At 73.0% G+C, this 14661-nt stretch carries 12 protein-coding genes and 1 pseudogene; 2 read left to right on the plus strand and 11 right to left on the minus strand.

All coding sequences use genetic code 11. From position 1 onward, the window contains the following. Positions 1–3: 3 nt before the first annotated feature. From ACWDVW_RS00905 to ACWDVW_RS00940, 8 genes are all read right to left on the minus strand, one after another. Positions 4–1263 (minus strand): MFS transporter, encoded by a 1260-nt coding sequence (locus ACWDVW_RS00905; protein WP_449943136.1) that lies wholly within the window; start codon positions 1261–1263, stop codon positions 4–6. Between the two features lie 155 nt (positions 1264–1418). Then, a complete protein-coding gene (gene htpX / locus ACWDVW_RS00910) occupies positions 1419–2294 on the minus strand; it encodes a zinc metalloprotease HtpX (RefSeq protein ID WP_449943139.1) in 876 nt (291 codons plus the stop codon). A 126-nt stretch (positions 2295–2420) separates the two neighbouring features. Next, positions 2421–3881, minus strand: a complete 1461-nt coding sequence (locus ACWDVW_RS00915) for an NADH-quinone oxidoreductase subunit N (RefSeq protein WP_449943141.1) — start codon at positions 3879–3881, stop codon at positions 2421–2423. Positions 3882–3894: 13 nt separating this feature from the next. Further along, positions 3895–5433 carry a complex I subunit 4 family protein gene (locus ACWDVW_RS00920; protein ID WP_449943143.1) on the minus strand — a complete coding sequence of 513 codons (1539 nt, stop codon included), beginning with the start codon at positions 5431–5433 and terminating at the stop codon, positions 3895–3897. Beyond that, positions 5430–7349 carry an NADH-quinone oxidoreductase subunit 5 family protein gene (locus ACWDVW_RS00925; RefSeq protein WP_449943146.1) on the minus strand — a complete coding sequence of 640 codons (1920 nt, stop codon included), beginning with the start codon at positions 7347–7349 and terminating at the stop codon, positions 5430–5432. Before ACWDVW_RS00925 ends, ACWDVW_RS00920 begins: the two co-directional genes overlap by 4 nt. Then, positions 7346–7720 carry an NADH-quinone oxidoreductase subunit NuoK gene (gene nuoK, locus ACWDVW_RS00930; protein WP_350692923.1) on the minus strand — a complete coding sequence of 125 codons (375 nt, stop codon included), beginning with the start codon at positions 7718–7720 and terminating at the stop codon, positions 7346–7348. Before nuoK ends, ACWDVW_RS00925 begins: the two co-directional genes overlap by 4 nt. Beyond that, a complete protein-coding gene (locus ACWDVW_RS00935) occupies positions 7717–8286 on the minus strand; it encodes an NADH-quinone oxidoreductase subunit J family protein (RefSeq protein WP_449943149.1) in 570 nt (189 codons plus the stop codon). Before ACWDVW_RS00935 ends, nuoK begins: the two co-directional genes overlap by 4 nt. Further along, on the minus strand, positions 8283–8960 hold the full coding sequence (locus ACWDVW_RS00940; RefSeq protein ID WP_449943152.1) for a NuoI/complex I 23 kDa subunit family protein: 678 nt from the start codon (positions 8958–8960) through the stop codon (positions 8283–8285). The genes ACWDVW_RS00935 and ACWDVW_RS00940 overlap by 4 nt, the downstream gene beginning before the upstream one ends. A gap of 159 nt (positions 8961–9119) precedes the next feature. Here ACWDVW_RS00940 and ACWDVW_RS00945 point away from each other — a divergent pair, with 159 nt between their 5' ends. Beyond that, complete coding sequence (locus ACWDVW_RS00945) at positions 9120–10151, plus strand: glutathione S-transferase family protein (RefSeq protein ID WP_449943506.1); 1032 nt, start codon at positions 9120–9122, stop codon at positions 10149–10151. Positions 10152–10246: 95 nt separating this feature from the next. Here the strand turns inward: ACWDVW_RS00945 and ACWDVW_RS00950 are convergent, their stop codons facing one another. Together ACWDVW_RS00950 and ACWDVW_RS00955 are read right to left on the minus strand one after the other, a co-directional pair. Continuing rightward, positions 10247–11209 carry a complex I subunit 1/NuoH family protein gene (locus ACWDVW_RS00950; RefSeq protein WP_131057418.1) on the minus strand — a complete coding sequence of 321 codons (963 nt, stop codon included), beginning with the start codon at positions 11207–11209 and terminating at the stop codon, positions 10247–10249. Between the two features lie 191 nt (positions 11210–11400). Continuing rightward, positions 11401–12048, minus strand: a pseudogene (locus ACWDVW_RS00955) (NADH-quinone oxidoreductase subunit C); the annotation flags it as partial. Positions 12049–12204: 156 nt separating this feature from the next. Here ACWDVW_RS00955 and ACWDVW_RS00960 point away from each other — a divergent pair. Then, positions 12205–13251 (plus strand): glucose 1-dehydrogenase, encoded by a 1047-nt coding sequence (locus ACWDVW_RS00960; RefSeq protein WP_449943156.1) that lies wholly within the window; start codon positions 12205–12207, stop codon positions 13249–13251. A gap of 11 nt (positions 13252–13262) precedes the next feature. Here ACWDVW_RS00960 and ACWDVW_RS00965 read toward each other — a convergent pair whose 3' ends face one another. Beyond that, a complete protein-coding gene (locus tag ACWDVW_RS00965) occupies positions 13263–14576 on the minus strand; it encodes a DUF2252 domain-containing protein (protein WP_449943159.1) in 1314 nt (437 codons plus the stop codon). Positions 14577–14661 lie beyond the last annotated feature (85 nt).

The following is a 14661-nucleotide window of genomic DNA, read 5'->3' on the forward strand; positions in this document are numbered from 1 at the left end:
GGGTCAGACGGCGGCCGGGGCTTCCAGGCGTACCGTGTCGGCTTCGGCGCGGGCGATGGGGCCTGCGGGCAGGGCCGCGACCCCGGCCCCGACGGCGACCGCCGCACCGGCGAACAGGAAGGCCCAGGGCACTCCACCGGCCTGGTCGACGATCAGGCCGGCGACCGCGCCACCGGCCGCGCTCGCGCCGACCGACATGGTCACCACCCAGGTGTACGCCTCGTTCAGCATGCCCAGCGGCGCGATCCGCCCGACCAGGGTGTTCTCCAGGGTCAGCGCGGGTGCGATGGCGGCACCACCGATCACCAGGGCGACGCCCAGCGCGCCCGCCGTGGGCATCACGGCGAACACCACGAAACTGCTCGCCACCCCGCCCAGCAGCCAGGCGAACTGGCGGGTCATGTTGAGGGCCGGACGGCGCAGGCCGAACCAGAACCCACCGATCGCGCTGCCGATCCCCCAGACGGCCAGCAGCACACCGGCGAGGCTGTCCGGATCGTCGGCGGCGTAGCGGGTGGCGAACGCCGGCACGGTCACGCCGGTCGCGCCGAACGCGATGCCGAGGCTGGCCACGCAGAGCAGCAGCGCAGGGAAGCCGGGGACCCGCAGCGGGCCGAGCCCTCGGGTGCGGTGCTCACGGGAGTGCGGCTGCCAGCCCCGCATGGTGCTGCCGAGCGCCACCGCCACGGTGCCGACGAGGGTGACCACCGCCGCGCCGATCAGGGCCGCCCCGGCGTCGGCGAACAGGATGAACCCGGCGACGAGCAGCGGGCCGAGCACGAAGACGATCTCGAACAGCGTCGTCTCCGCGGCGAGGGCCGTGTTGCGCAGGTGGTAGCGGCCCGAGGAGACGCTGGTCAGGTCGTTCCAGGCGCCCCGGATGGCGGCGGTCAGCGGCGGGTACGACCCACCGGCCAGCGCCGAGGCCACCAGCACCCACGCGAAGGGCAGAGTGTCGGAGCGGGCCGACAGGAGCAGCCCGATCAGCGCCAGCGGGTGGGCGATCGCGGTGCCGACCAGGACCGGGGTGGGGCCGATCCGGTCGGCGATCCGTCCGGCGACCGGACTGAGCGCGGCACCGGTGAGGGCGTAGCAGCCGCCGGCCAGGGCGGCCAGCGAGTACCGGCCGGTGACCTGCTCCACGACGAGCAGCAGGGCCAGCGGCGTCATGCCGATCCCGAGTCGCCCGAGGATGCCGGTGATCAGCAGGGTCGGTGCCCCTGGGATCTGCCAGACGCTCAGATACCGGCGCAGCCCGACCACCGTTGACCCCCACCGCAGATGTAATGAGCAAGATTCGTTTAGACCCTAACGCCCCGGTGGTGGCGCGCAACATGGTTATCGCGCTCACACGGGCGTACGGAAGCGCCGCCCGCGCCGGTGACCCGGCGCGGGCGGCGAAGGGGTTGGGTGGCGCGTCAGCGCTGGTAGCGGACCGGTCCGGTCTGGGCGGCCATCCGCTCCAGTCGGGCCACGCGCTCCTCCATCCGGGGGTGCGTGGCGAACAGGGCGGAGATGCCGCCGCCCTTGAACGGGTTGTCGATCATCAGGTGGGCAGTGCTGGTGAGCTGGCCCTCGGCCGGCAACGGCCGACGCTGGGTGCCCATGTGGATCTTCCGCAGCGCGCTGGCCAGGGCCAGCGGGTCGCGGGTCAGCGCGGCGCCGGAGGCGTCCGCCTGGAACTCCCGGCTGCGGCTGATCGCGAGCTGGATGACGGTGGCGGCGATCGGGCCCAGGATGATGGTGAGCAGCAGCACGATCGGGTTCGGGCCGTCCTCGTCGCTGTTGCCGCCGAGCGGGATGAACAGGGCGAGGTTCGCCAGCATGGTGATGATGCCGGCCAGCCCGGCCGCCACGCTGGAGATGAGGATGTCCCGGTTGTAGACGTGGGACAGTTCGTGGCCGATCACGCCCCGCAGCTCGCGGTAGTCGAGGATCTCGACGATCCCCTGGGTCACGCAGACCGCCGCGTTCTGCGGGTTACGGCCGGTGGCGAACGCGTTGGGCTGGGCGGTCGGGCTCACGTAGAGGCGGGGCATGGGCTGCCGCGCCTCGGCGGCCAGTTCCCGCACCATGTGGTATAGCTCCGGGAACTGCGCCTCGGTGACCGGCTGCGCCCGCATCGAGCGCAACGCCAGCTTGTCCGAGTAGAAGTAGGTGAAACCGTTCATCGCCAGCGAGACGAGGACGGCGACGACCAGTCCGCCACTGCCGCCGAACCAGTAGCCCACCGCCAGGATCAACGAGGTGAGCAGGCCGAGCAACGCGGCGGTCTTCAGACGGTTGTGGTGCACGATCACTCCTTCGGTGCACGGATGACGGGATCCGCTGACCGGTACAACAACCCGGTACCCGTGAACCATCCGCTTCATGACTGAGAGTTACCTGAGTGGCAGTCATGACCAGGAGTGCGATCGCGATCAGCCTCCGGCGAGATCCAGCACGACCTGCGGTGCGAACCCGACCACCACGGCGAGGAGCGTCGCCACCGCCAGCGCGGCGATCACCGCCCGTCCCGGCCGGACGGCGGGCGCGGCGGTGTCCCCGGGCGGGCCGTAGAGCGACGCCGCGACACGCAGGTAGTAGGCCAGGCCGATGACCGCGTTCACCGCCACCACCAGGGCGAGCCAGTTCGCCTCGCCGCCGAGCAGCGAACGGACCACCGTCACCTTGGCGAACAGCCCGGCCAGCGCCGGTGGCAGGCCCGCCAACCCGACCAGCGCGAACGCCAGGCCACCGCCGATCCACGGGTGCCGGCGAGCCGCACCCCGCAGGTCGTCCAGGGTGCCGCCGTCCGCGCCGGCCGGGCGCAGCGCCACCACCCCGGCGAAGGCCGCCAACTCCAACAACACGAAGAAGACCGCGTACGCCAGGGCGGCTGCGTACGCGCCGGTGCGCGCGTCCGGATCGGCCAGGGCCAGCGCGCCGAGCGGAGCGAGGATGTACCCGGCCTGCGCCACCGAGGACCAGGCCAGCAACCGCACCGTACGCCGCTGACGCAGCGCCACCAGGTTGCCCACGGTCATGGTCAGCACCGCGACCGTGGCCAGCACCGGGCCGGTCACCTCGGCCGGCAACGCGTGCTGCACGACGGCGAGCAGGGCCACCACGCCACCGAGCTTCGAGGCCGTCGACAGGTACGCGGCCACCGGCAGCGGCGCACCGTCGTAGGTGGCCGGCGCCCAGACGTGGAACGGCACCGCCGCCACCTTGAACGCCAGTCCCGCCACCACGAGCGTCACCGCCACCGTGGTCAGCGGCACGTCGAGCAGCGCCCCGTCGGCGAGCAGCCCGCCCAGCCGTTCCAGGTGCAGCGCGCCGCTGACCGCGTAGAGCAGCGCGGCACCGAGCAGCGTCAGCGTGGTGGCCACCACGCTCACCACGAAGAAGGTCACCGCCGCCTCGGCGCTGGCCAGGCTGCCCCGGCGCAGCCCCACCAGCACGTACAGCGGCAGGGTGAGCACCTCCACCGCCACGATCAGGGTGATCAGGTCGCCGGCCGCGCCGAGCACCACACCACCGGTCATCGAGCAGGAGAGCAGGAAGCAGTACTCCCCCACCGGAGTCCGCCCGTCGCGCAGCAACGACCCGGACAACGCCAGCACCCCGACCATCAGCAGCGCCACCAGCGCCGCGACCAGGGCGGCCCGACCCCCGAAGACGTACGAGCAGTCGGCGCCGACGCAGAACGTACGCCGGTCCGACAGCGTGCCGACCGCCGCCGCTCCCACGGCGGTGGCGACCGCGCCGGTGACCGCCGCGGCCACCGTCGCCGCCGGACGGGCCAGCAGCAGGTCCACCAGGAGCACCAGGACGGCGGTCCCGGCGGCCAGGTACGCCGGAAGCAACGCGACGTGGTCCACACTCTGCACCATGCTCATGCCGGCACTCCGCTCATGGCAGCACTCCTACCAGGGCGGCCACCGGTGCTTCGGCGACGCCCAGCACCAGGGTCGGGGCCAGCCCGACGGCGAGGGTCAGCAGCACCAGCGGCACCCAGGCCGCCAGCTCGGGCCCGGCGATCCCCGGGCCGAGGGCGCGCACCGTCGGTGTCGGTGGGCCGTGGGTGACCCGGCGCAACAGCCGCAGCAGGTACGCCGCCGTCAACGCCCCGCCGAGCGCCGCCAGCACGGCCAGCGTGGTCCAGAGTGCGCCGCCCACCTGGATCGCGGCGACCACGGCGAACGCCTCGCCCCAGAAGCCGGCCAGGCCGGGCAGCCCGAGCGAGGCGACCGCCGCGAAGGCGAGCAGCCCGGAGAGCCGGGGCGCGGTCTCCCGCAGCCCGGACAGCTCGCTCAACGCGCCGGTGTGGGTCCGGTCCTTGATCGCGCCGGCCAGGAAGAAGAGCAGGCCGGTGATGATGCCGTGCGCCACGTTGCCGATCAGCGCCGCCTGGATGCCGGTGGCGGTGAGGGTGGCGATCCCGAGCAGCACGAAGCCCATGTGCCCCACGCTGGAGTACGCGATCAGCCGTTTCAGCTCGGTCTGTGCCAGGCAGACCAGCGAGCCGACCAGGATGGCGGCCACGGCGAGCACGCCGAGCACCGGCGCTGCCCAGCGGGCACCCTCCGGGGCCACCCCGACGGCGACCCGGATCAGGCCGTACGTGCCCATCTTGAGCAGCACACCGGCGAGCAGCACGCTGCCGACCGTCGGCGCCTGGGTGTGCGCGTCGGGCAGCCAGGAGTGCAGCGGCCAGAGCGGACTCTTCACCGCGAAGGCCACCGCGAGCAGGGTGAACGCGGTGAGCTGGGTGGTCCTGGACAGTTCCGTGCCGCCGGTCAGCGCCACGATGTCGGCGGTGCCGGCGGCGGCCACCACGACGTACACGCCGACCAGCAGCAGCACCGAGCCGAACAGCGTGTAGAGGGCGAACTTCCGGGCCGCCCGCCGCCGCGCGTCGACCGCCGCCAGGTCGGTGCTGTCGCCGCCCCAGCCGACGATGATCGCGTACATCGGCAGCAGGACGACCTCGAAGAAGAGGAAGAAGAGGACCAGGTCGAAGGCGAGGAAGGTGCCGAGGATGCCGACCTCGACCACCAGCAGCAGCGCCACCAGCGCTTTCCCGCTGCCGCCGGTCGGCACCCGCCAGAGGCTGTAGCCGCAGCAGAGCAGCGTGAGCAGGGCGGTGAGCACCACGAGCGGCCAGGAGATGCCGTCCACTCCGAGGTGGAAGCGCAGGTCCAGACCGGGTACCCAGGGCAGGTCGACGGTGTGCCAGGGCAGCACCGCACCGGCGTTGCCGTCCGGCCGGTACGCCGACCAGCCGGCGTCCCGGCCGGCGAGCAGCGCGACGGCCACGACCAGGGTCAGCGCGGCGACGACGGTGCCGAGCACCCGCGCGCCCCGGTCGTGCGGCGTGGCCGCCACCGCCAGGGCACCGAGGGCCGGCAGCGCGAGAACCGCCACCAGCAGGACTTCCCCGGACGTCATGCCGCTCCTCCGATCAGGACGGCGGCCAGGCCGAGCAGCAGCGCACCGGCGAGCACCGCGACGACCGCCCGGGGCAGTGCCGACCGGTGCAGGGTGCCCAGCCCGCCGCCGAGCGCTCGGGCCGCCCGCCCGGTGCCGGTGACCGCGCCGTCCACCACCCGCTCGTCGGCGGTACGGGCCAGCCGACCCAACGCGGTCGTCGGGCGTACCACCAGGGCGTGCTGGACGTCGTCGAGCCGGAACGCGCGGGCGAGGACCGGCCGCAGCGGACCCAGCGTGGTGGCCGGGTCGACCGCCGGGTCACGCCGCCAGGCCAGGGCGACCCCGACCAGCAGCAGCGCCAGCGGCAGCAGCATCAGCGGCCCGACGTGCACCAGTTCCGGAACGCCCAGCCCGCCGAGGGCGCCGGAGAGCAGCCGGTCGGTGAACCAGGACGAGAACCCGGCCAGGCCCAGCAGGACCGTCGGCACCGCGAGCAGCAGCAGCGGCCAGCGCAGGGCGGCGGGCGGGTCGTGCGGACGGAGCTGCGGGGTGCGCAGCGTGCCGAAGAAGGTCCGCAGCAGCAGCCGGGTGGCGTACCAGGCGGTGATCGCCACCCCGACCAGCCCGGAGACCAACACCAGCCACGCCACCCAGGTCGGGGCCGGGCCGCTCTCGGAGGTCGCGTCGGCGGCGGCGGCCAGCACGCCCTCCTTGCTCCAGAACCCGGAGAGCGGCGGTACGCCGGCCAGCGCGCCCAGCCCGATCAGCATGCACCAGAAGGTGACCGGCATGGTGTGCCGCAACCCGCCCATCCGGGACATCAGCGCGGTGCCGAGAGCGTGGATCACCGCACCGGCGGCGAGGAAGAGCAGCGCCTTGAAGGCGGCATGAGTGAGCAGGTGGAACAGGGCGGCGGACGGCGAACCGACGGCCAGCGCACCGGTCATGTAGCCGAGCTGGGAGACCGTGGACCAGGCCAGCACCCGCTTGATGTCGTCCTGCGCGGTGGCGGCCAGCGCGCCGAGCAGCAGCGTCACCGACGCCATCACGCCGAGCACGGCCAACGCGACCGGCGTGGCCTCGAACAGCGGCCACAGTCGGGTGACCGCGTACACGCCGGCGGCGACCATGGTGGCGGCGTGGATCAACGCGGAGATCGGAGTCGGGCCCGCCATCGCGTCGGGCAGCCAGGTGTGCAACGGGAACTGGGCGCTCTTGCCGGCCACCCCGGCGAGCAGCAGCAGGCAGGCGGCGGTGAGCGTGGCGGTGCTGTGCGAGTGGACGAGCACGTCGTGGATCCGGAAACTGCCCGCCGAGACGCCGAGCAGCGCGATACCGAGCAGGAAGCCCACGTCGCCGACCCGGGTCACCAGGAACGCCTTCGTCGCGGCGGCCGGGGCCTCCGGCAGCCGCCGGTCGTGCGCGATGAGCAGGTACGAGCAGAGGCCCATCACCTCCCAGCCGACCAGCAGCAGGATCAGGTCCCCAGAGACCACCACCAGCAGCATCGCGGCGGTGAAGAGGCTGATCTGGGCCGCGTACGGCGGATAGCGGTGGTCGACGTCCCCGTCCTCGCGCGGGCCACCGGTCAGGTAACCGGTCGAGTAGACCTGCACGGCCAGGGCCACGGCGGTGACCGCGACGGCGACCAGCGCGGCCGCGCCGTCGAGGCGTACTCCGAGGGTGACGGCGAGACCGCCGAGGTCGATCCAGCTGGTCGACGCCTCCACCGGGTCGTCCAGCGTGACCAGCAGGGCCACCGCCAGGGCGAGAGCACCGGCCGCACCGGTCACGCCGAGCGCGACGGCCGCCCGGCGGGCCGGGTCCGCACCGAGGGCGGAGCCGCGCGGCGAGGGCGGCAGCAGCAGACCGCTCAGGCCGGCGACCAACGGGACGACCGGCAGCAGCACACCCAACAGCGTCGTGGTGCTCACCGCTCCCCCTCCGCGACCACGCCGCCGGCCGGACCGGCCGTCACCGGCGTCGGCTCGTCAGGAGGGCGCTCGGCCAGCGGGATCTCGTCCACCGCCACGCTGGCCCGCATCCGATAGAGCTGGAGCACGATCGCCAGGCCCACGCCGATCTCGGCGGCGGCCAGCACGATCACGAAGAGGGCGAAGACCTGCCCGCCGTGCGGCAGCAGCGCCTTCGCCGTGGTGTCGGCGGTGATCAGGATCAGGTTCACCGCGTTGAGCATCAGCTCCACGGCCATCAGCACCAGCACCGCGTTGCGCCGCCGCAGGACGCCGTAGACGCCGAGGCCGAACAGCAGGGCGGCGGTGACGTACGGGATGACCGGTCTCACCGCGACCGCCCCTGGGCCGTGCCACCCTGCGACGCCCCGCCGTCGGACGTCTCCGCCCGGTCGCGTGGCACCCGACCGATCTCCGGGCGGGACAGCACGATCGCGCCGACCAGCGCGGACAGCAGCAGCACGGAGAGCACCTCGAACGGCAGCACCCAGCTCCCGAAGACCTGCTCACCGATGCGCTCGGCGTTGCCCGGCTCGGGCAGTTCCACCGCGGTCCAGCGGTACGCGTCGACCAGCAGGGCGGACAACCCGAGCCCGACGCCGCCACCGATCAACGCGGCGGGCCAGCCGGGACGGTCCAGGTCGTCGGAGGCGCCGATCGGCGCTCGGGTCAGCATCACCGCGAACAACAGCAGCACCACCACCGCGCCGACGTAGATCAGCACCTGCACCCAGGCGACCATCTCGGCGGAGAGCACCAGGTACATCCCGGCCAGCGCGCCGAGGCAGACCACCAGATAGAGCCCGGCCCGGACCAGGTGACTGGTCGCCACCACCAGCACCCCCGACCCGACCGCCACCGCACCGAGGGCGAGCAGCAGGGCGTCCACCCCGGTCACGCGGGAGTGCCTTCCCCGGCATCGGTCTCGGGCGTACCCGCACCTGCGGCACCGGGCTCCGCGGGGGGCTCGGCGGCGGGTGGGCGGGCGGCGGGGCGGGGCTCGGGGCGTACCGCCGGGGCGGTCGGCCGGGCGGCGGACGCGGCGGGGACCGCGGCCTTGCGCGCGGCGGCGGTCTCCTCCTTGGCCGGCTCACCCTGCGGGTCGTGCGCGGGCGGCGGCGGCACGGTCGCCACCCACTCGCCCAGGTGCTCCTTGTCGTGCAGCAGGTCCTTGATGTCGTACTCGGAGTACTCGAACTCCGGCGACCAGTGGAGCGCGTCGAAGGGGCAGACCTCGATGCAGATGCCGCAGTACATGCAGAGCGAGAAGTCGATGTCGAACCGGTCGAGGACGTTGCGCTGGCGGGGGCGGGCCGCGCCAGGCACCGCCACCTCCTCCTTGTGCGAGTCGATGTAGATGCACCAGTCCGGACACTCGCGGGCGCAGAGCATGCAGACCGTGCAGTTCTCCTCCATCAGCGCGATCACCCCGCGCGAGCGGGGCGGCAGATCGGGCGCGACGTCCGGGTACTGCTGGGTGGTGGAGCGCTTCGTCATCGTCTTGAGCGTGACCGCCAGCCCCTTCACCAGGCCGCTGCCGGGTACGCCGGCCGACTCGCTTCGCTCGCTCATGCGCAACATCCTGCCCTGTGGCCACGGCGCGCGCGACCACCACCCGAAGGATCTCCACCGTCCGGCCCGGACCGTGGCGTCCGGCGGCTCCCCGCGCCGGCCCGCGCATGATCGGCCATGATGGGAGCCAGGACGACGCGGCGACACCTTGGGGGCGGGATGGGCGAGGGCGGTACGAGCACCGGCGGGAAGTACGTCGAGCAGGGCGAGTTCAACCGGGACCAGAACTACATCACCACCCGGATCACGGTCGACGCCCGGGACGGCTACCCGGTCGAGTCGGGCCGCTACCGGCTCGCGGTCAGCCGGGCCTGCCCCTGGGCGAACCGGCTGATCATCGTCCGGCGGCTGCTCGGGCTGGAGGACGCGATCTCGATGGCCGTCGCCGGGCCGACCCACGACGCGCGGAGCTGGACCTTCGACCTCGACCCCGAGGGGCGCGACCCGGTGCTCGGCATCGAGCGGCTCCAGCAGGCGTACTTCGCCCGCTACCCGGACTACCCGCGCGGCATCACCGTGCCGGCGATCGTCGACGTCCCGACCGGTCAGGTGGTGACCAACGACTACAGCCGGATGAGCCTGGACCTCTCCACCGAGTGGACCGCGCACCACCGTCCGGGCGCGCCGCAGCTCTATCCCGAGCACCTGCGCGACGAGATCGACGAGGTCAACGCGCTGGTCTTCAGCGACGTCAACAACGGGGTGTACCGGTGCGGCTTCGCCGGCAGCCAGGAGGGGTACGAGAAGGCGTACCACCGGTTGTTCGACCGGCTCGACTGGCTCAGCGAGCGCCTGGCCGGGCAGCGGTATCTGGTCGGGGACACCATCACCGAGGCCGACGTGCGGCTGTTCACCACGCTGGTCCGCTTCGACCCGGTCTACCACGGGCACTTCAAGTGCAACCGGCAGAAGCTGAGCGAGATGCCGGTGTTGTGGGCGTACGCGCGGGACCTGTTCACCACGCCCGGCTTCGGCGACACGATCGACTTCGACCACATCAAGCGGCACTACTACGAGGTGCACCGGGACATCAACCCGACCGGGGTGGTGCCGGTCGGCCCCGACCTGTCGAACTGGCTCGCCCCGCACGACCGGGAGTCGCTGGGCGGTCGGCCGTTCGGCGACGGCACTCCCCCGCCGCCTCCGGCGCCCGCCGAGCGGGTCGACCCCGCTCACACCCCGCTGCGCTGACCGCCCGCCCGCATGGCGGCGGCGTGCCGTCGTGCGGCGAGAGATGTTAGGAAGGGACCCCTGCTATACCGGAGACGGTAGTAGGGGTCCCTTCCTTACAGCGCCACCCGTACGGCGGCGGTCAGCACGAGCTGGGCCAGTGCGGTCGGCACCAGCACCAGCCAGCAGAGCCGCTGCAACTGGTCCTCGCGCAGCCGGGGGTAGGAGACCCGCAGCCAGATGATCACGAAGCTGACGGCGGCCACCTTGAGCAGGGTCCAGAGCCAGCCGAGCTGGTCGTCGGCGAACGGCCCCTGCCAACCGCCGAGGAACAGCACGGTGGTCAGCGCGGCGATCACCACGATCCCGACGTACTCGGCCAGCAGCAGGAACGCGAACCGCAGGCCGGTGTACTCGGTCATGTACCCGAACACCAGCTCGGAGTCGGCCACCGGCATGTCGAACGGCGGCCGGCGGATCTCGGCCAGGCCGGCCACGAAGAACACCACCATCGCCGGGGCCTGCCAGATCAGCCACCAGGGCTGCCACGCCTCGACGATGCCGGAGAGACTCAACGTGCCGGCGGCCATCGCCACCGACGCGGCGGCCAGCACCAGCGGCAGCTCGTAGCCGAGCAACTGGGCCGCGCCGCGCAGCCCGCCGAGCAGGCTGAACTTGTTGGCCGAGGCCCAGGCGGACATCAGCACGGCCAGCACACCGACGCCGACCACCGCCAGCACGAAGAACAGACCCACGTCGAGCGGCTGACCGACCAGGTCGTTCGGGCCGAGCGGGATCACCAGCAGGGCGAGCAGGTACGGCACCAGGGCCACCGCCGGAGCCAGCCGGAACACCGGCCGGTCCGCCGCGCGCGGGGTGACGTCCTCCTTCTGCACGAACTTCACGCCGTCGGCGACGAGCTGCGCCCAGCCGTGGAACGCGCCCGCGTACATCGGGCCGAGCCGGCCCTGCATGTGCGCCATCACCTTGTGCTCGGCCTGCCCCACCAGCAGCGGTAGGACGAGGAAGGCGGCCACCACCCCGCCGATGCGGATCACCAGTTCCAGCCAGAGCGGCATCAGGGCGTACCCTCCTCGCCGGCCCGGGGCTCCGCCGGGTCCGCAGCGGGGCCGCCCCCGGACGCCGCCGGGTTCGCGGGGCGGGCTTCAGGCGCCGCCGGGCCCGGGGCAGGACCGGCTGCGGGGTCTGCGGCGGCGTCGGCCGATCGGGGGGTACGCGGTGGACGCGTACCCGGTGCCGGCCGGGCCGGACGCTCCCGGGCGGGCCGCGCCGGGGTCCCGCCGCGCGGCCCCTCCCCGGCACCGCCGGCCCCGGCCGGGGTCGGCACCACACCCCACTCGCCCGGTGCGGGTACGCCCGGTGGCCGGATCGGCCGCCGACCGCCACCGGCCTCGGACTCGCCCGGCTCCTTCGCCCCCGGCCAGGGCTTCGCGACCCGGGAGGCGAGCACGAACTCCTTGCGCAGCGGGTGGCCCTCGAACTCCGGCGGCAGCAGCAACGGCCGCAGGTCGGCGTGCCCGGCGAAGTCGATGCCGAACATCTCGTGGGTCTCCCGCTCGTGCCAGGCGGCACCCGGGTAGACCGACACCACCGAGTCGACCGTGGGCGTGGCCCGGGGCACCCGGGTACGCAGCAGCACCCCGTGCCGGTGCGTGGTCGACCACAGGTGGGCCACCACGTCGAAACCGTCGGCCAGTTCGTCGACCGCGGAGAGCCAGTCGAAATAGTCGCAGGCCAGCTCCGGGTCGTCGCGGACGGCGAGCAACGCCGCCCGCCACTGTTGCGGGGGTACGTCGACGGTGGCCCGGGAGTGCGCCTGACCCCCGGAAACCGTCGCGGTGGCCTCGACGGGGGCGAGCAGCGTGACGAGCCGCCGGCCGACCTCTTCCGGTGTCATGCCGCTGATCCTAGGGCGTGTCCGGCCGCCCGTGCCCGGCTGCGAGCCCGGTCCTGCGGTCGGTGCCCCGGCCCACGGCCCGGCTGGTGGTGCGCGGCCGGGTGGAGATCCCGGCTTTGCCGGCGGTGGCCCGTCGACGCCCGACAGGATGGGCCCGTGCGCGCTGTGACCGTGACCCCGGGAGTGCCCGGCTCGCTGCGACTGCTCGACGACTACCCGGAACCGGCCACCGAGGAGGGGGCGGTCCTGGTCGAGGCCGTCGCGGTCGGCGTCTGCGGCACCGACATCGAGATCATCGACGGGCAGTACGGCGAGGCGCCGCCCGGTGCCGAGCACCTGGTGCTCGGGCACGAGTCGCTGGGTCGGGTGCTGGAGGACCCGACCGGCACCTTGCAGACCGGTGACCTGGTCGCCGGGATCGTCCGGCACCCGGACCCGCTGCCCTGCCCGAACTGCGCGGTGGACGAGTGGGACATGTGCCGCAACGGCCTGTTCACCGAGCACGGCATCAAGGGGCTACCCGGGTTCGCCCGCGAACGCTGGCGGCTGCAACCCCGGTTCGCCGTCGGGCTCGACCCGGAACTGGGCGAGGTGGGCGTCCTGCTCGAACCGACGAGCGTGGTGGTCAAGGCGTGGGACCACATCGACCGGATCGGCCGGCGGGCGGAGTGGCAGCCGCGTACCGCCCTGATCACCGGTGCCGGGCCGATCGGCCTGCTGGCCGCCCTGCTGGCCAGCCAGCGTGGTCTGTCGGTGCACGTGCTGGACCTGGCCACGGACGGGCCGAAGCCGGCGTTGGCCGGTGCACTCGGTGCCACGTACCACTCGGGGCCGGTCGAGGAACTCGACTTCGAGCCGGACGTGATCGTGGAGTGCACCGGCGCGCCGGTGGTCGTCCTGGAGGCCATGTGCAAGGTCGCGCCGACCGGGATCGTCTGCCTCGCCGGGGTCTCCAGCGGTGGCCGCATCATCGACTTCGACGCGGGTGCGCTCAATCGCACCCTGGTGCTGGAGAACAACGTCGTCTTCGGGTCGGTGAACGCCAACCGGCGGCACTGGGACGCCGCCGCCGAGGCGCTGGCCCGCGCCGACCGGGACTGGCTCGGCGCGCTGATCACCCGCCGGGTGCCGCTGTCGGAGTACGCCTCGGCCTACTCCCCCGGCCCTGAGGACATCAAGGTCGTCATCGACTTCACCGCCTGACCCTTCGGTTCCTACACCCCCGGCAGTTCGCCGTTGCGGAACAGGTCCACGAAGAGCTGGTGGTCCTGCCGGGCCCGTACGCCGTACGCGTGGGCGAAGTCGACCAGGTGCGCGACGAAGCCGGCGGGGTCCGCGTCGACGGCCGCGACGATCGCCTCCTCGGTGGAGTAGTCGACCAGGTCGTGGCTGGACTCGTCGTCGGCGACCGAGTGCATCCGGGCGACCGCCCGACCGAGGTCGGCCAGCACCCCGGCCAGTTCCTCGGGTTCGTTGACGTCCGCCCAGTCGAGATCGGCGGCGTACGGGGAGACCTCGGCGACGAGTTGACCCACGCCGTCCAGCTCGGTGAAGCCCACCCACGGGTCGGCGTGTGCCTGGAGGGCGCGCTGCGACTCGGCCGTTCGGTGACCCTGGTGGCGGAAGTAGCCCCGGACGCGCTCGTCGTCGATGTGGCGGGCGACCGCCGGGACCTGGGCCTGCTTCATGTAGATCAGGACGTCGTTCTCCAGCGCCTGGGTGTGCCCCTCCAGCAGGAGGTTGTACGACGGCAGCCCGGCCGACCCGATCCCCACGCCCTTGCGCAGCACCACGTCCTTGATCTGCGCCGCCACCGGGCGGGTCCGGGTGCTGGCGGGCAGCGTGTCCAGGTAGTCCTGGAAGGCCGCGCAGACCCGGTCCCGGACGTCGCCGTCGACCTCGTACACGCCGTCGCGCAGCGAGAACCGCCGCTCGTACTGGTCGACGGTGGTCTGCTCGCGCAGCAGGTCGACCCGGGTGTTGAGGCGGGCCTGCTGGAGCACCCGGCGCAGTACGCCGTCGGCGTTGTCCAGCGTGATCGAACCGATCGCGTCGTCGCCACCGGCGGCGATGGCCCGCAGCTCGGTCAGGTAGTGCTCGGCGAAGGTGGTGACCAGGTCGCTGATCACCCGGTCGGAGAGCGCCTTGGTGTAGCCGATCAGGGCCACGCTGGCCACGAAGCGCCGCAGGTCCCAGGTGAACGGCCCGACGTACGCCTCGTCGAAGTCGTTGACGTTGAAGACGAGCTGGCCGGAGCCGTTCATGTAGGTGCCGAAGTTCTCCGCGTGCAGGTCGCCGTGGATCCACACCCGGCTGGTCTGCTCGTCGAGGAAACGCTCGTCGGTGAAGTCGCCGCGCTGGTCGGCGTAGAAGAGGCTGGCACTGCCCCGGTAGAACGCGAACGGCGACGCGGCCATCTTGCGGAACTTGCGCCGGAAGGCGGCCGGGTCGAGCGCCATCAGGGTGCCGAACTCCTCGGTCAGCACCTTGACGATGAAGGCGGAGCGCGGCTCCGCTGAGTCGGTCATGACCGGCACGCTAGCGCCTGGACGCCACTGCGGCGGCGACCGCGCCGAGCGGGGTGCCGCGTCGACCCCGATCGGTCGTCGCCGC

The sequence above is a fragment of the Micromonospora sp. NPDC003241 genome, from assembly GCF_053589795.1.